The organism is Succinimonas amylolytica DSM 2873, from assembly GCF_000378405.1.
GTDB lineage: Bacteria > Pseudomonadota > Gammaproteobacteria > Enterobacterales > Succinivibrionaceae > Succinimonas > Succinimonas amylolytica.
The window spans coordinates 876,886-893,055 of sequence record NZ_KB899636.1 but is presented as its reverse complement, the minus strand read 5'-3'; the positions used below and the strand labels follow the sequence as shown (position 1 = coordinate 893,055).

General features: G+C 46.4%; 14 protein-coding genes. 2 read left to right on the top strand and 12 right to left on the bottom strand.

Going from position 1 to position 16,170, the window contains the following annotated elements:
* Window positions 1-27 precede the first annotated feature (27 nt).
* On the bottom strand, window positions 28-285 hold the full coding sequence (gene rpmA, locus F557_RS0103940) for a 50S ribosomal protein L27 (RefSeq protein ID WP_019000954.1): 258 nt from the start codon (window positions 283-285) through the stop codon (window positions 28-30).
* 16 nt (window positions 286-301) lie between these two features.
* A complete protein-coding gene (gene rplU / locus F557_RS0103935) occupies window positions 302-616 on the bottom strand; it encodes a 50S ribosomal protein L21 (protein ID WP_019000953.1) in 315 nt (104 codons plus the stop codon).
* Between the two features lie 332 nt (window positions 617-948).
* Between rplU and F557_RS0103930 the strand changes: the two genes are divergently transcribed.
* Window positions 949-1,911 (top strand): polyprenyl synthetase family protein, encoded by a 963-nt coding sequence (locus tag F557_RS0103930; protein WP_026297742.1) that lies wholly within the window; start codon window positions 949-951, stop codon window positions 1,909-1,911.
* Window positions 1,912-1,926: 15 nt separating this feature from the next.
* Here F557_RS0103930 and F557_RS18715 read toward each other — a convergent pair whose 3' ends face one another.
* The gene (locus F557_RS18715) at window positions 1,927-2,553 is read right to left on the bottom strand and encodes an HD-GYP domain-containing protein (protein ID WP_019000951.1); all 627 of its coding nucleotides are present in this window, start codon (window positions 2,551-2,553) and stop codon (window positions 1,927-1,929) included.
* Window positions 2,554-2,728: 175 nt separating this feature from the next.
* On the opposite strand from F557_RS18715, the gene F557_RS0103920 reads away from it, so the two are divergent.
* Window positions 2,729-4,342: a transposase gene (locus F557_RS0103920; RefSeq protein WP_019000950.1), complete on the top strand. Its 1,614-nt coding sequence runs from the start codon at window positions 2,729-2,731 to the stop codon at window positions 4,340-4,342.
* Here the strand turns inward: F557_RS0103920 and F557_RS0103915 are convergent.
* The 9 genes from F557_RS0103915 to F557_RS20960 form a co-directional block, all read right to left on the bottom strand.
* The gene (locus tag F557_RS0103915) at window positions 4,273-4,878 is read right to left on the bottom strand and encodes a response regulator (RefSeq protein ID WP_019000949.1); all 606 of its coding nucleotides are present in this window, start codon (window positions 4,876-4,878) and stop codon (window positions 4,273-4,275) included. The genes F557_RS0103920 and F557_RS0103915 overlap by 70 nt on opposite strands.
* Window positions 4,879-5,204: 326 nt before the next feature.
* On the bottom strand, window positions 5,205-6,503 hold the full coding sequence (locus F557_RS0103910) for an adenylosuccinate synthase (RefSeq protein WP_019000948.1): 1,299 nt from the start codon (window positions 6,501-6,503) through the stop codon (window positions 5,205-5,207).
* A 233-nt stretch (window positions 6,504-6,736) separates the two neighbouring features.
* Window positions 6,737-7,657, bottom strand: coding sequence for a protease modulator HflC (gene hflC / locus F557_RS0103905; RefSeq protein WP_019000947.1), 921 nt, complete (start codon window positions 7,655-7,657; stop codon window positions 6,737-6,739).
* On the bottom strand, window positions 7,657-8,730 hold the full coding sequence (hflK, locus tag F557_RS18710; RefSeq protein ID WP_019000946.1) for an FtsH protease activity modulator HflK: 1,074 nt from the start codon (window positions 8,728-8,730) through the stop codon (window positions 7,657-7,659). Before hflK ends, hflC begins: the two co-directional genes overlap by 1 nt.
* Window positions 8,731-8,865: 135 nt before the next feature.
* Complete coding sequence (gene hflX, locus F557_RS18705; protein WP_044142602.1) at window positions 8,866-10,212, bottom strand: ribosome rescue GTPase HflX; 1,347 nt, start codon at window positions 10,210-10,212, stop codon at window positions 8,866-8,868.
* Window positions 10,213-10,257: 45 nt separating this feature from the next.
* A complete protein-coding gene (hfq, locus tag F557_RS0103890; protein ID WP_019000944.1) occupies window positions 10,258-10,515 on the bottom strand; it encodes an RNA chaperone Hfq in 258 nt (85 codons plus the stop codon).
* A gap of 392 nt (window positions 10,516-10,907) precedes the next feature.
* Window positions 10,908-11,861: a tRNA (adenosine(37)-N6)-dimethylallyltransferase MiaA gene (gene miaA / locus F557_RS0103885; RefSeq protein WP_019000943.1), complete on the bottom strand. Its 954-nt coding sequence runs from the start codon at window positions 11,859-11,861 to the stop codon at window positions 10,908-10,910.
* The gene (gene mutL, locus F557_RS20965) at window positions 11,854-14,208 is read right to left on the bottom strand and encodes a DNA mismatch repair endonuclease MutL (protein WP_019000942.1); all 2,355 of its coding nucleotides are present in this window, start codon (window positions 14,206-14,208) and stop codon (window positions 11,854-11,856) included. Before mutL ends, miaA begins: the two co-directional genes overlap by 8 nt.
* The gene (locus tag F557_RS20960) at window positions 14,208-16,148 is read right to left on the bottom strand and encodes an N-acetylmuramoyl-L-alanine amidase (protein WP_052310516.1); all 1,941 of its coding nucleotides are present in this window, start codon (window positions 16,146-16,148) and stop codon (window positions 14,208-14,210) included. Before F557_RS20960 ends, mutL begins: the two co-directional genes overlap by 1 nt.
* Window positions 16,149-16,170: the final 22 nt, after the last annotated feature.

Here is a 16,170-nt window from a genome sequence, read left to right as displayed (position 1 = left end):
AGAGCCCGGGAATCCAAAAGAAGCTGATTAAGCAGGAATAATGCTTACATATCTGCGATTCTTAGGACCGGATACGTAATTCTTTACAACACCATCAGCCTTGGCAAAAAGAGTATAATCCTTGCCTACACCAACGTTAGCACCAGCATGGAACTGAGTGCCGCGCTGACGAACAAGGATAGAACCAGCCTGCACTGCAGTACCGCTGTACACCTTAACACCTAAACGCTGAGCCTGGGAATCACGACCGTTGCGGGAACTACCGCCTGCCTTCTTATGTGCCATTGTATAACTCTCCTGATTAAGCGTTAATACCGGTTATCTTGAGTTCGGTGTATCTCTGACGATGCCCGAAAACCTTCTGGAAATGCTTGCGGCGACGGAACTTGGTAATAGTTACCTTCTCGCCCTGAGTCTGATCAACAACCTCAGCCACAACCTTTCCGCCATCAATATAAGGAGCGCCAACCTTTACGTTGTCTCCATCAGCAACCATCAGTACCTTGTCGAGTTCGATAGATGCACCCTTCTGAGCGTCCTTGAGAAGCTCAACGGAAATAACATCACCTTCAGAAACCTGATACTGTTTGCCGCCAGTCAATACAACTGCGTACATTTAAAACTCCATAGCCCGAAACCCGTGAGGGTTAGCAGGGACAAAAATCTTTAGATATAACAATATGATGGCGCGTATTATACAAATTGGATCACAGATACGCAACAAAAATGCCTAATATTTTTTCAATTAATGTCACTCTCTTCCTCCGCATCGCAAAAATAAGCGAATCTCTCTTTTTTCACGAATCTTCCTTCAGGTACCTATCAGCATTTTCTGCCAGTGGACTTACGGACCGCCACAGGCTCGTTCTTTTTCGCAGGCCAGAAAAACTGTATAATGTTCCCGGCCTTCCCCTATGCGCCAAACTGTATTTTATAAAGAGATATTACATGACCAGTACTGAAGAACTGCTCTCCGTACCGCTGGAAAAGGTAAACCGGTATATCATGAGTGAAATGAATTCACCGGTAGAACTGGTAAACAGCGTATGCCGTCATCTCATTCTCGGCGGCGGAAAAAGAATACGCCCGACCCTGCTGCTTCTGTCCGCAGGGCTTATCAGTCCGGATGCGGTTCATGATGAGAAGGTTATGAAACTGGCAGCAGCCATTGAAATTCTTCATACCGCCACTCTAATGCATGATGATGTAATAGATGAAAGCGAAATGCGCCGGGGACGGAAAAGTGTCAACAGTCTTTTCGGCAACTCTGTGGCTGTACTGGGTGGAGACTATCTTTTCACCAAAGCCTTCGATCTGGCTTCAGTTACCGAAAGCACGGAAATTTTCCGAGATTTCTTCCGCGCAGTCAGCACTATTGCATCCGGAGAAATTGAGCAGATGGGAAATATCGACCATCCGGAACTCAGTGAGAAAACTTACTATCACACCATTTATGCTAAAACCGGAGTGCTTTTTGAAATCGCAGTACGGATTCCGGGATTTCTCTTCAAAGTCTCAGAGGCTCAGCTTCAGGGACTAACTGACTACGGCCGCTATCTCGGAAACGCTTTCCAGATAGCTGATGACATTTTGGATTACACATCCAGTGCAGACGAGCTTGGCAAGAATATCGGGGACGACCTTCATAATCACAAAATCACGCTGCCGCTAATTTATATTCTGAACGCTCTCCCGGATCATGAAAAGCAGGAGGCACTTCAGGCTATGGAGACCTGCAATCTTGACGCCATCATGAATCTGGCCGAAAAAACCGGAGCCATCAGCCGTTGCTATAAGAGAGCTGAACAAGAAGCCGCCAATGCCAGAAACGCTCTGAACATCTTTCCAGAAAGTCCGTACCGGAAACAGCTTTTGAATCTGGCAGAAATGGCAGTAAAAAGAACCCGCTGACACGGCGTATTCTCTCTACTTACCAGCAGAAATTTCCGGAACTGCTACCCCAGACAGCAGAGATCCTCGTCCCCCCCCTAGAGCCCAGCTTTCTGACATCCCGATAATTTCATCCTTCATTGACAAAAACACTTCAGCAATCCTGGGGTCAAAGTGCTGGCCAGACTCCTCCTGGATTATTTTGAAGGACTGCTCGTATGAAAACGCCTCCTTGTAGCACCTTTTGGACACCAGAGCATCAAATACGTCAGCTATCGCCATTACCCTGGCGCATAAGGGAATCTGCTCCCCCCTGAGGCCATCCGGATACCCCTTGCCATTCCATTTTTCATGATGATAGGTAGCCATATCCACTGCCGTTCTCAGAACCAGAGGTTTTTCAATGGATTTCAAAGTTTCCTTGATCATTCGCCCGCCGATTCTGGCATGCTGTTTCATGATCTCGAATTCCTCATGGGTAAGCCGTCCCGGCTTCAGGAGAATAACATCGGAAACGGCAATTTTCCCGATATCGTGAAGAGGTGCGGACTGCACAATAGCCTCGCGAACCGCCTCGTCCTCAAGTTCATCAAAGTAATATCCTTTTTTTACCAGACCTCTCACCACCATGGACACATATGATGCCGTCCTCTGAATATGCATACCCGTGAGCTGATCTCTTCCTTCAACCCAAATTCCCTGTAGTTTCTGGTAACTACACCTAGTTCTACACCACCAAACATCCCTTTCAATTCCTTATTTTATCTGTATTTCCCGTTGCTATGGACGAATTTGTTGTGCTATAATGTAGTTACAGGTTTATAAATGGTAACTACAAATGTCAGATAATGCCGCAAAATGCCCAAATAGGTTATCCTTCCAATATAAAGGTAACTATAAGTATGCTAAGGTTCCAGGAACTTCATATCGCGAAAATGGAAAAATACGGAAAAAGGGTACGATATATCTAGGCAGAGTAATTGATGAGAAAAATAATATTTTCTACAGCAAGGAAAGAGGTGTTTTTAAGTATGATATTGAAAACAACCAATTTCTTCGAGCAGATCCTTCCTTTACAGGTACTTTGCAAAACGATCAAAGAAAGAAACCTAAGTTAATTTTAGATTTCGGAGATTCGTTTTTCATTAATGAATTAATTCATCAAATGAATTATGATAAAGTGCTCAATAGCATCGGATATAAAAACAAAGATACATTATATTCCATGGTCATGTTTTATGTGCTTACTGATATTTCATGTATGCATTGTAACACTTGGTATGATGGTAATTTTGTCAAAATATTATATCCCAATGCTGATTTACACTCACAACGAATAAGTGAATTCCTCTCATTTTTAGGGAAAGAGGAAATAAGACAAAAATTCTTCAAATCTCATATAGATTGGATTAAAGAAAAAATTTCTAACGATCCTGCTATTGTTATAGATAGCACTGGCTTACCTAATGATATTCAAATTGAACTTACAAATGTAAGCAATCATAATAATATCATTAGTAATGAAGTTCGAATGATATCAGCTATTCAAAGAGATTCAGGCTACCCATTAATTTTCAGAGCAATCCCTGGGAATATAAACGATGTATCGACGCTATCTAAAACAATAACAGTGCTTAATGGGTATGGCGTAAACACTGACATGGCCTTGCTTGATGCAGGTTACTTATCAGAAAAGAACATTGACAACCTCTACTATGCCAATATTGATTTTGTTGCAAGATTACCTGAAAAACTAAAGACCATATACGATAATATTGTTGAACAAGGTAAAAATGAATTGCGAAGACCGGAAAATTTAGTTACATTTATGGGGAGGTTTGTTTATGTAAAACGAGTAAATTGCAATATCGGAACAATTAAAAAAGAAGCATATGCGTATTTGTGTTTTGATGTAGATGCAGCTTCATCTGAAAATCATAAGGCTATTGTTAATTCTAAAAAGTTATCTCAAAAGAAATTAAAGAAAATTGGCAGTGCATTTCATGAATTATTTGAAACGTCTGGAATGTTCATAATTATTTCATCATTACCATACAAAACTGATGAGATTCTAAATGTGTATTATAATCGTCTTATTGTTGAACAATACTTTGATTTAGGGAAAGGACTGAGTAGATTAATGCCGTTAAGAGTTCATAACGAAGAAAGGGTATTAGGACATTTACTTCTTTGTCAAATAGCTGCAACCATGAACTTATATATACAAAAAAAGCTGAATCAGACTTATCTCAATTCAGTTGAATTGTACTTAGGTCTAAGAAATCAAAAGTGTGTAATTTATGCTACAAAAATTATAACAAGTGAAGCCCAAAGTTCTGCAACGCGACTATATAACAAGTTTAAAATTACCTGCCCTAACTATTACATAAAACATGGTGATGTTTTAAAATCACATAATTCCATACCTAAGGTTAATCCTGACGATGAGTAACTCCAGTGTACAAGATTGTTGCGGAATGAGTGTTTGTAGTTAGAAGATACCCCCGGGAATTTGGGTTCAATAATGGAAGCAAATGCCTCAACAATGTTCTGGCGAATCCTCTCAAGCTTATCTTCCTGTTCCTGATAGCGGCGCTCCATACCAGCACGGTACTGATACAGCTCCAAAACCCGCATTACCCGATTCTCAATAACACCGATCCGGGAATTCTTGCTGATAAAATCCTGGGCCCCCAGACGAAAGCTGTTTTCCTCCACTGCAGGATCATCATCATCACTCATTACAATAACCGGTATCTCTCGAGGTTTGGATATTCTTTTAATACTTGATAAAAAATCCGGGAGCGCCATATCTGGCAGAGTATATCCCGAAATTATAAGGTCAAAACTTCCAGAGGCCAGCCTAAAAGCAGCTTCCCGGGCAGTGAATGCAAATTCCACTTCATAAGCACTGTCAAGAATCTGCTGCATGACCAGCAGATTTGCATTGTCGCCATCGACAAGCAGAATACGACACTGAGAATCCATATCTGTGTAACAATTTTAAAACAGCCGGCACCAAATACCCTGATGGGTAATATAGCATATTTCAGAAAGGTTTTCCGTGGGCCGGCCCGTGTTTAAGAAAACATTTTCAAACAATAACAGTTTTCTGTATGCACCATCTAGCCCAAATCGGCAAAGATGACAGAAGCACAAATATTTCAGCAGTAAAAAACACTATTCCGGGGCTTTCTGGAATAATATCTTCTGTCTCAACACGAAAAAAGGGCGGATTTCTCTCGCCCCTTTCCTGTCGGATACCTGTTTTAAGGCACCACTACATTTATCAGCCGGTACAGCGCCGAACTCCGCTATACTTCAAAAGGATGATGCAGAATTATAGTCTGTTCCCTATCCGGACCTGTGGATATCACATCAATTCTGACACCGGAAACCTCTTCAATACGCCTAATGTACTTTCTGGCATTTTCCGGCAGATCCTCATACTTGCTGACACCAAATGTTGACTGTTTCCAGCCGGGAAGAACCTCATAAACCGGCTCCAGCCCCTTATAGTCATCGGCTGCCAGCGGAGAATAATCAATAACAGTGCCATCTGACTTTCTGTAGGCGGTACAGATCTTAACTTCATCAAGATCGTCGAGAACATCAAGTTTGGTAAGACAGAGCCCTGACAGAGAATTCATCTGATTTGAACGCCGCATAGCCACCCCGTCAAACCAGCCGCAACGCCGCCGTCTGCCGGTTACCGACCCAAACTCCGCGCCCTTTTCACAGAGATAATCCCCCACACTGTCCAAAAGCTCGGTAGGAAAAGGCCCGCCGCCAACCCGAGTAGTGTAGGCCTTGACAATGCCTTCGATATAGTCAATATGTCGCGGTCCGTATCCAGCTCCGGTACTGACTCCTCCGGCTACAGTGTTTGATGATGTAACGTACGGATAAGTCCCCTGATCAATATCCAGGAAAGCACCCTGAGCTCCCTCAAACATGATCCGGCAGCCTTTTTCCCGAGCCTTTGCAAGAAGAGAGGTAACATCGGCCACCATCGGTAAAATATCCTTCGCATATTTACGACAGCTCTCCAGCACTTCCTCATAGGAAACAGCCGGCTGACCGTAATAGCTGGTAAGACAGAAATTATGGTATTCCATAACCGTCTTCAGCTTGTCGGCAAAATCGTCCATATTAAACAGATCCCCGACCCTAACTGCTCTTCTGGCGGCTTTATCCTCATAGGCTGGACCGATACCGCGGCCAGTAGTACCGATAGCTTTCCTGCCCAGCTTGGCCTCCCGGGATCGATCTATGGCAATATGATACGGCAGGATCAGAGGGCAGGCGGGAGAAATAACCATTCTGTTCCTTACCTGAACCCCCTTGGACTCAAGTTCGGCAATCTCCCCCATGAGAGCTTCCGGATTAACTACTACGCCATTTCCAATTACGCAGGTACAGCCAGGACGCAGAATCCCAGAAGGAATAAGGCGTAGCACCTGCTTTTTGCCATCAACTACAAGAGTATGACCGGCGTTGTTTCCTCCCTGATAACGAACCACATAATCCGCTTCTCCAGTAAGCAAATCTACAATCTTACCCTTTCCTTCATCACCCCACTGGGTGCCTAAGACAACTACACTTTGAGCCATTTTCTCTGCCACTAAAACAAATGGCTGCTTCCCGGTACTACGAAAGCAGCAGTTTAACAATCAAACAGAATGATTTTAACAAAAAATCCCCATGTTGACACGCTATCTCTCCAAAACCTGAATCGCCGCCAGAAGATACCCCAAAAAAAAGCTCCGCACCCCGTCAGGGTAGCGGAGGTTTGTCTGCTGTCATCCGTCAGCAAAAAGCGGTAAGGAAACAAGCGCAAAAAGGATTACTTCATATACTTAAAGAACTCGTTATCCTCATCGGTAACAATAATATTGCCGCCCCTGTCCATACTGTTCCGATAGGCATCCATGCTTCTCAGAAAATCAAACAGTCCAGTATTTCTGGAATAGGAGTCTGCATATATCCGGGTTGCTTCCGCTTCGCCCTGCGCCCTGATGGTCTTTGCCTGCTTTTCAGCTTCAGCCAGCTTTACCACTGCCTGACGATCAGCATTGGCTCTGATAGCCTCTGCTTCCTGACGTCCCTGAGAACGATGCAACCTGGCCACAGCATCGCGCTCCGCCCGCATACGCTGGTAAATAGAATCGGAAACCTCTTTCGGAAGATTAATCTTCATCATCCTGACATCAATAATCCGGATTCCCAGATCCCGGGCAGAAACGGAAGTGGCCTGAAGAGCCTTTTGCATCACCTGATCCCTCTTGGAATCCTGACTGTCTTCCTTGCCAGCTACCGCCTTGTCATCGCTTTTTCCGGAAACAATCTCCTTGATGGTCAGAAGACCAATCTGGCTTCTGAGACTGTTTGTAATCTTGGTTCTGAGCAGACTCTCTGCCTGAAAACGATCCCCTTTGGTGGATAGATAGAACTTAACAAAATCCTCAATCTGCCATTTCACATAGGAGTCAATAATAAGATCCTTCTTTTCCACAGTAACAAAACGATCCTCGTTGGAATTCAAAGTCTGAATTCTGGCATCCAGAAGCTTTACCTTCTCCACAAAGGGCCATTTAAAATGAGGACCCGGCTCATAGACAATAATCTGGCCGCTGCTGTCCCGAATTACCTTGGCAAAACGCGTTACCAAAGCTCTCTCCCCTTCATGCACGACAAACACTGCATTAAAAAGCAGAATTCCAAGCAGTGCCAGAGCAGCAATAAGGGCATTCCCCGATATTTTCATTATTCCCTGCCTCCCTGCTTCATAAGCTGATCCAACGGAAGATACATCAGCTGCTGGGCTCCCTTGCTACCGGTATTGATGATCACCTTGGGATTCTTTGCATAAACCTCCTCCATGGTTTCCAGATAGATCCGGCGCTTTGTGATCTCGGGAGATTTTAGATATTCCGGAAGAATCTTTTCAAAACGGGCCACGTCACCATGAGCCTTGGCTACAACCTCGCGCTGATAGCCTTCGGCCTCTTCGACAATACGGCGAACCTTGCCTTCGGCCTTCGGCAGAACTTCATTTTTGTAGGCCACTGCTTCACGCTTGAATCTCTGTTCATCCTCCTGTGCGGCAATAGCATCGTCAAAAGCTGCCTTTACCTCATCCGGTGCCCGCGCTGGCAGAAAATTCACATCAACAACGGTAATGCCCATATTGTATGGAGAGATGATATTGCCCAAAAGCTCCCTGGTAGACTGTCTTACTCTTTCACGGCCATTTGTCAGCACATCATCCATGGAGGTATGACCGATCACGTACCTGAGAGCACTGTCAGTTGCCTGATTCAGGCTGTCATCGGGATTAACAACCCGGTAGAGATAATTAACGGGATTGTCCACCCGGTACTGAACTTCCATCTCCACATTGACGACATTTTCATCCTGAGTAAGCATGGATCCCTTGGATCTGGTCGATCTAACCATCTGAATATCAACGGTCTTATAGCTTTGAAGAAAAGGACAGTACCAGTGCAATCCTGGCTCTTCAACCCTGTCAAATTTGCCCAGAGAAAGCACCACAGCCCTCTCCGCCTCACGCACCGTATAAAATCCGGTAGCAGCGATCCCCAAAACAGCAACACCAAGAATAAGACAGATTCCAGTAACAGGCGAAGTTCTTTTTCTGTCAAAAGGACTGCCTCCGTTGCCTCCGGAAAGCTTTTTCCAGAAATCTGATATAAAAGCGAACCCGTTATCGCTGCCATTGCCGTTATCGGGACGCCGCTCTCTCTGCCAGGGATCACGCTTATCGTGATCATCCCGGCCACGGCCGTCTCCGTGATCGCTAGGCTCATTCCAGGACATGACAAAACTCCTCTTCCAAAGGGGGCGAAACTGTAAAAGAAATGACAGTGAATTATAGCCGTTCACAGCAAATAATGAAAGACACCTTGCGGAAAGGAATTTTATGAAGGGAATTCCGGGCAAAAACTGAAAAACTCAGTCCTCCCATGACTCTTTATGAAACCTGAATCCCGCAGGAACAGTCACAAAACGCTCCAGGTCTCCGCCAAACCTAGCGGAAAGCCTAGCCAGCTCAGTCAGGGAATGCGTAATCCGGAGATGATCACAGCCGATATCGTCGTAGGATTCAGAATCTATGGCCCCCATCTCGAAAAGTCGCTGCCTTAAGGCTCCAGCATCGGGAGGAAGACAGAGCTCCAAACAGACACGATCCCGGCCCAGGCGCTCCGAAATAGCCTGGAGTAGCAGATCAATACCAAGTTTTTCCTTTCCGGAAATGGAGACCGCACAGGGCATCCCGGAGCTGTCATGCTCCACATGAGGTGAAATCCCCGGAATCCTGTCAATCTTGTTGTATACCTTCAGAACCGGGACACTCCCCGCTCCGATATCCTCCATGACCTCCTCTACCGAGGCAATCTTTTCTTTCATGTCTTCATCGCCGGAATCAATCACCATAAGGGCCAGATCCGACTCCCGAGCCTCCCGCAAGGTAGCTTTGAAGGCAGCCACCAGATTATGGGGCAGTTCTCTTATAAAACCAACGGTATCAGCAAATACAGTTTTGCCAGTCCTGGGCAGAGTGACAGTTCTCAGAGTAGGATCCAGCGTGGCAAAAAGTTGATCCGCAGCGTAAACATCTGCATTAGTAAGGGTATTGAAAAGAGTGGACTTTCCAGAATTGGTGTATCCCACCAGTGACACCACCGGCAGCCCACGGCGTGAGCGGGCTCGCCCTCCCTGATCTCGCTGCTTTTCGACAACCGCCAGTTCCCTCCGGAGGGTGTTAACTCTTTCCTTGAGCAGGCGTCTGTCATATTCCAGCTGGGTCTCACCAGGACCGCCCCGGAGACCGAATCCACCCCGCTGTCTCTCCAGATGCGTCCATCCCCTGACCAGTCTCGTTTCAAGATACCCCAGCTGAGCAAGCTCTACCTGAAGCTTGCCCTCTCTGGTTCTGGCACGATCTGCAAAAATATCAAGAATAAGCGCAGTTCTGGTAATCACCCTACAACCAAGAAGGCCTTCGAGATTCCGTTCCTGGGAGGGGGAAAGCTCATGATTGAAAATAACGGTCTCTCCGTCCCAGAACTCCACTTGTGATTTAAGCTCGGCTGCCTTGCCGGAACCAATAAAATACTTGGGATCTGGAGAGGATCGGGTACATGTAAGAATACCGACAATTTCGGCACCTGATGAAATAGCGAGCATCTTCAGCTCTTCCAGACTGCCCGAATCATCATTTTGGGAAAAATTAACGCTGACAAGGAATGCCCTAGCACCACCCTTGTAGCGTTCATCGAAATCGAAAAGAGCTGTAATCTTGAACTCCTCAGCCTAAAAACATCATCTGCGTAAAAGCAGGTGTTACTTCTCCTTGGAATCAGGAACCTGCGGAACCGCATCGTCGTCAGAAATCGCAACGGCCTTTGCGGGAACAACCGTAGAAATGGCATGCTTGTAAACCATCTGATTTACATTGTTCTTAAGCAGTATTACAAACTGATCAAATGACTCCACCTGCCCCTGAAGCTTAATGCCGTTCACAAGGTAAATGGATACCGGAATTCTCTCTTTCCGCAGTGTATTCAGAAACGGATCTTGCAATGACTGGCCTTTTGACATAAAAACAGTTTTTCCTTCGATAAACAAATAATAATTATAATCAACTGGCGAAATCCCCGAACAAAACCGCAAAATCACGCCATCCTTCCGATACCGGACTGCGCGTCCGACCACGCCATCCCATATCTCAAAAATCAAACAGCTCCTAACAAAGAGCTACTAAAAGCACGACATTATACACTAAGTAATCATGTTTTACAGGACAATTAGCAGGAACTTACTGACAGCCGTCAAATTAAAAATTCGCCTTACGGCTGCAACGCCCTGAAAATTCTTCTCCTATAATGATAATAAAAAACACTTAACCGAAACAAATATTTTCAATAACATGAAAATACTGACAATCAGATCACTTTTTCCCGTCTGAAAACTGTTTTTTACAATCATCATGCCTACCCTTTCTCAGCAGTGACAGGCTCCCTCAGTTCCTGCAGAATTATCTCAAGATTGACGGCAGCGCCCATCTCCAGAGCGGTATATGGCTGCTTCCACCCCCGAATCCAGGTCATCTGCCTTTTGGCCAGCTGACAGGTGGCAATAACAGCCCGTTCCATCATTTCCTCATACGATATTTCCCCGGACAGATACTGCCACATCTGACGATAGCCAACGGATCGCAAAGCCGGAAGATCCGGGGTCAAATCCCCTCTTTCAAACAGCTTCCTGACCTCTGCCTCAAATCCGTCTGCCAGCATTTTTTCAAAACGTTTCCTGATTATCGGTCGCAGCAGTTTTCTTTCCGGATCAGGAAGCAGTGCAAACCGTCTCAGTCTCCAGGAGCACCCTGTTCTGGGCTGACTTCTGATAAGCTCTGTCAGTGATTTACCGGTCATAAGATAAACCTCGCAGGCTCTTCCAATGCGCTGAACATCATTAGCAGCAAGTCTTTCCCAGGATTCCGGATCAAACTCTCTGAGCCAATCCCGAACATGAGGAAGCCCCTTCTCTTCAATAAGCTCATTAACTTGACTTCTGACTTCCAAACTGGTTTCCGGAAGACAGGAAAGACCTTCCTCAAAGGCCTTTAAATAAAGCATGCTTCCCCCGGCCAGAATCGGAACCCTGCCACGTTTCCGGATTTCAGGAATCAGTCTGTCGGCATCAGCCTTGAAATCAGCTGCGCTATAGGGATCTCCGGGATCTCTCACGGATATCAGATGATGCGGAATTCCGGCCATTTCAGAGGCTTCAGGCTTGGCAGTGCCAATATCCATTTCCCGGTAAACCAGAGCCGAATCAACACTGACAATTTCTCCGTCCAGAGCCTGAGCAATCCTGATGGCCAGACTGGTTTTTCCGGTAGCAGTTGGGCCCATCAGCACAATAGCATCAGTACCTTCAATCATGAGAAAAATGCTCCCTTATCATCATTTCAAGAGGGATTTCCCATATAACGTCCTGAGACAGCTCCGCAATAAAGTCAGCATCAGGAACCGCCCTCAGAATTCTTTCCGTCATTTCCTGACTGAAAAAAGTGGGCGTTTTTTCGAGGAAAAGAGCCTCAAAAAAGGCGTTCACCAGGGTCCGGGAGGTGCATACAGATATTCCGTTTCCGGAGAGCGTAACCTGTCCCGCCGGATCCTGCAGCTCATCAAGAACCGCAGCTTCATCAATATCTCCCAGAAAATTCCTGAAAAATTTTCCGAAATCGCTTCCCCGCACAAGTGCCGGCACCGCAGTAGCTCCGGCATCATAAAGACCGGCCTCAATGACAAAACCCAGTTCCGCCAGAGCATTCAGCATCTCGGGAGATAAACTGCGAGTCATATGGAAATAGAATGGTACGGGAAGATCCGATCTCCGTAAAAGATCCCCAGCCCTCATTTTCAGTCTCTCACGAAGTCTCCAAATAAAAAGGCTGGCGGCAAGCTTTTTAGTATTAACCAGAAAAAGCTGCTGAGCCAACCTGGCGACAACATAATCTCTTTCCGGAATAAGCACCGGAACAAAAAGAGAATCACCGGAATGGGTATCGATCCACGGTAACAGATCCGTTTCCAAATCCGTCCCGAAATCTGTCCGGGGACTATAACCGGTAGCTACATCAGATCCAGAAAGGTGATCAGAAGACTCCAGTACAGAGGGCCTACCGGAATTAGCGCAAATTCCGGTTCTGATTCCATCATTTTGAGGGATTTCTCCTAAACCGGATTTTTCGCCGCCTCCTATAGGATTCGCCCTGCTTAAATCCAGCAGAGATTTGGAAAACTCCTGAGCCCTGGCGTTGGCATTATACCTAGCGATATCTTTGGAAAAAACGCTTCCATTCTGAAAATCGGTTCTCTGAGGCAGGAGATGTGCGGGCGCGGAAAAGATCTGTCCGGAATTCGGCGGAACAGAGACAGCTTCCTCCTTTTTTCCTGTTCTGTTTCCGAAAAGCCGCCGATATACCTCATCCGGCCCGCTTTCAGAAGATGCCGGTACCGTGCCGTCATAATCAATAATCGCTGCATCAGCAGAATGTGAATCCCTGACTCCGGAAGAAAGTGCAGAAGATACTGCAGCAGAATTCGCATTGAAAATCGCCTGCTCACACTGCTCTTCGGAAACTGCGTCTGCTCCAGTATCCCGAAAAGATTTTGTCCCCAGACTCTCCCTTCTGAGATCCTGAATCCGGGAGTCTCTGACAGCTATCGGACGCGGGGTATAACCATGTTCCGGATCCGGATTCATGGTCTCCTCCAGGGTTTCCGGAAGAAGCTGCTGGGCTCTTCTCAGGGAATTCTTAAGAACCAAGGCGATAAAATCATGGATTTCATTGGCTTTCTGAAAACGTACTTCGTACTTCTGAGGATGCACGTTGATGTCCACTTCACCAGGATCCATTTCCAGAAAGAAGACATACTGAACCGATCTCTTTTCTCCAAATTCATCCTCAAAAGCAGTATTGATAGCATGAACCAGGGTTTTATCCTTGACGATCCGTCCATTGACAAAAAAATACTGACAGGGATGCGCTACCGGTGCAGGATTGACATACCCGGAAAAACAAATTCCGGAGCTTTCTTCGGAAAACTGCAAAAGATCATTTAAAAAGCCGTTTCCTATAATGGATTTCAGTCTTTCGCGATAGCTTTTTTCGTCCTGAGCCTTCCGGAGATCGTAAATAGAATGCCGAGCGTTTTTAAGTGAAAAGGCCACCTCCCTCCTAGACAGTGCCAGTCTTCGGAATATTTCCTCAATTTGCAAAAATTCTGTCTTTTCGGAACGCAGAAAACGTCTTCTGGCAGGAGTGTTGAAAAACAGATCCCGTACCTCTACCGAGGTTCCCTCCGGATAAGCAGCCGGGTGAAGCTCGGGGTCCTGCCCCAAACCTTCAACACTGACAGCCCAGGCCATTTCCTGCTCCCGGGGACGAGAAACCAGAAGAAGCCTAGAAACGGCAGCAATGGAAGCCAGCGCCTCTCCGCGAAACCCCATACTGAGGAGATGATCCAAATCCTCAATAGAAGTAATTTTGGAAGTGGCATGTCTTTTGAGAGCCAAAGGAAGCTCGTCTCTGGGGATGCCGGAACCATTATCACGGACCTGAATCAGCCGGGAACCGCCGTTTTCAATAACCACACTGATACTGTCAGCTCCTGAATCCAGGGCATTTTCCATAAGCTCCTTGACCACAGCTGCTGGTCGTTCCACAACCTCGCCGGCCGCAATCTGATTGGCCACCTGCGGTGGCAGAAGATGAATCGCCATTATTTTTTCTTAGGCACCTTAAGACGCTGCCCCGTATGCACTTTATCGCTGGAAAGATGATTCAGCTTTCTCAGATACTCCAGGGATACTCCATGATTCTGGGCAATTTTTGCCAGATACTCTCCCTTTTTTACCACATAGATAACAGTCTGACCGGTGGCAGGGGCCTTACTGTTTCCTGCGGTAGTCCTTCTGTTCTTTGCCGGAGTCGTCCGATGTTCATCAGCTGGCTCTCTGGCAGTAATACCACATCTCAAGGTGTCCTTGTTCTTGTACACAAAGCTTCTGATGCCGAGATATATGGCATGAGCAATGGCTCTTTGATATTTTCCAGTGGCCAGAAGACTGGCTTCGTCAGGATTGGAAAGGTATCCTGTTTCAATAAGCAGCGAAGGAATGTCCGGAGCCTTAAGCACTGCCAGAGATCTGTTTATGGGCACGGACTTATGCAGCGTGGTAATCTTGCCCAAACTACCAAGAATCTCTTTAGCCAGATCATTACCATCAGATCTGCTGGTATTGGAGGCCATATCCACCGCCACCTTCTGAAGCATCGGATCGGCATGATCCTTAAGAAATTCTCCTAGTCCGGAAAGCATCCTGGTATTGTCATTATTCTGCACGCTCTTGTTATTTTCCCTGTTGGCACGATCCCGGTTAAGTACCAGCACTGATACGCCCTGGGCCTGACTGTTTAGAGCACTGTCGGCATGAATGGAAATCAAAAAGTTGGCATTCTTGTTTCTGGCAATCTGGGAACGCTGCCCCAGTTCAATAAATATATCCCTGTTGCGGGTCAGCTTGCCCACCAGCAAAGGATCACTGTCAAGATATGCCACAAGACTTCGGGAAATACCCAGTGTCACCGCCTTCTCCTGCACGTTGCCTACACCGATAGCTCCGGGATCCTTGCCGCCGTGCCCCGGATCAACAACCACCGTACAAGTGGCGGAGGATTTTCGCTTGTATGCCGCCGGCTTGGGCGGTTCAGGAGCGGCCAAACGTTTTTCCAGGGATTCAGATGGAGTCTTGTTATCCCCCTCGGAATTTAAATCCTGAAACAGTTCTTCCTCAAGTTCCCGGATATCCTGAAGACTCTTCTTTCCTCTGGAGGGATTCCCGGCACTGACAGAATTCGTTTTCTTTACGCTGTCTCCGTTTTTCCCGCTATTTGTCTCCCGGACAGTTTCCCTGCCGGCTTCCCGATCAGTCCTGTTTTCACCACCAGGCTTTCCCTCATTTCCTGGAGCAGGCTTCTTCCCGGCAGGCACCGAATCTCTTCTGTCCGCCGAGATGTCATTCTTTGAAAACCCGGAGCTGCCTGACCTTTCCGAATCTCTGCTGTCGGCATGAGCATTACCATTTTCCTTCCCGGAAAATGGAAGCTGCTTTGTATCAGATTCATTACGGTTCTTGGCAGTCTTCCTGTCGTCAGGTTCGTAATTGCCAGAAGTTGCATGCTCTTTCCTAGAGTATCCTGGAGAATCCGCTGCAGGGGAAGTGGAGGACTCCCCTTTCGACGCTCCCGGCTCCTGATGCGGAAAATCTACCCAGAAGGAACTCCCGGATTTTTTAACACCAGGAGTCACGCCGCTTTTGAGAAAGAACACATAGTGAACCTGATCATGTTGCCCTCGTGGTGCCCGTTTGATTCCTACATTGGAAATCACGCTGGATCTCTTTATGGAAATAACTCCTGTTTTCTTTGAGGGATCCGCGATATCGCTAAGCACCACCGTATATTCCGTGCGATCATCCTTTGTTTTAAAAACATTGAATTTCGGAGGATCTTTCATTGTGAAGATGACACGGGTACAGTCATTTTTTCCCTGCACACAGGCGGATGACTGAACGTTCAATATTTCATTGGCCGCAGCTCCCCCCGCAAGAAGCGCGGAAACGGACAGGGCAAGAAAAGAAATAAAAAACGCTTTATACATTTCATCCAACCACTTGACTCTG

What these genes read in the sequence shown, in the direction of transcription:
- rpmA (WP_019000954.1), bottom strand. Translation starts at nt 285, where the DNA reads ATGGCACATAAGAAGGCAGGCGGTAGTTCCCGCAACGGTCGTGATTCC.
- rplU (WP_019000953.1), bottom strand. Translation starts at nt 616, where the DNA reads ATGTACGCAGTTGTATTGACTGGCGGCAAACAGTATCAGGTTTCTGAA.
- F557_RS0103930 (WP_026297742.1), top strand. Translation starts at nt 949, where the DNA reads ATGACCAGTACTGAAGAACTGCTCTCCGTACCGCTGGAAAAGGTAAAC.
- F557_RS18715 (WP_019000951.1), bottom strand. Translation starts at nt 2,553, where the DNA reads ATGCATATTCAGAGGACGGCATCATATGTGTCCATGGTGGTGAGAGGT.
- F557_RS0103920 (WP_019000950.1), top strand. Translation starts at nt 2,729, where the DNA reads ATGTCAGATAATGCCGCAAAATGCCCAAATAGGTTATCCTTCCAATAT.
- F557_RS0103915 (WP_019000949.1), bottom strand. Translation starts at nt 4,878, where the DNA reads ATGGATTCTCAGTGTCGTATTCTGCTTGTCGATGGCGACAATGCAAAT.
- F557_RS0103910 (WP_019000948.1), bottom strand. Translation starts at nt 6,503, where the DNA reads ATGGCTCAAAGTGTAGTTGTCTTAGGCACCCAGTGGGGTGATGAAGGA.
- hflC (WP_019000947.1), bottom strand. Translation starts at nt 7,657, where the DNA reads ATGAAAATATCGGGGAATGCCCTTATTGCTGCTCTGGCACTGCTTGGA.
- hflK (WP_019000946.1), bottom strand. Translation starts at nt 8,730, where the DNA reads ATGTCCTGGAATGAGCCTAGCGATCACGGAGACGGCCGTGGCCGGGAT.
- hfq (WP_019000944.1), bottom strand. Translation starts at nt 10,515, where the DNA reads ATGTCAAAAGGCCAGTCATTGCAAGATCCGTTTCTGAATACACTGCGG.
- miaA (WP_019000943.1), bottom strand. Translation starts at nt 11,861, where the DNA reads ATGATTGAAGGTACTGATGCTATTGTGCTGATGGGCCCAACTGCTACC.
- mutL (WP_019000942.1), bottom strand. Translation starts at nt 14,208, where the DNA reads ATGGCGATTCATCTTCTGCCACCGCAGGTGGCCAATCAGATTGCGGCC.
- F557_RS20960 (WP_052310516.1), bottom strand. Translation starts at nt 16,148, where the DNA reads ATGTATAAAGCGTTTTTTATTTCTTTTCTTGCCCTGTCCGTTTCCGCG.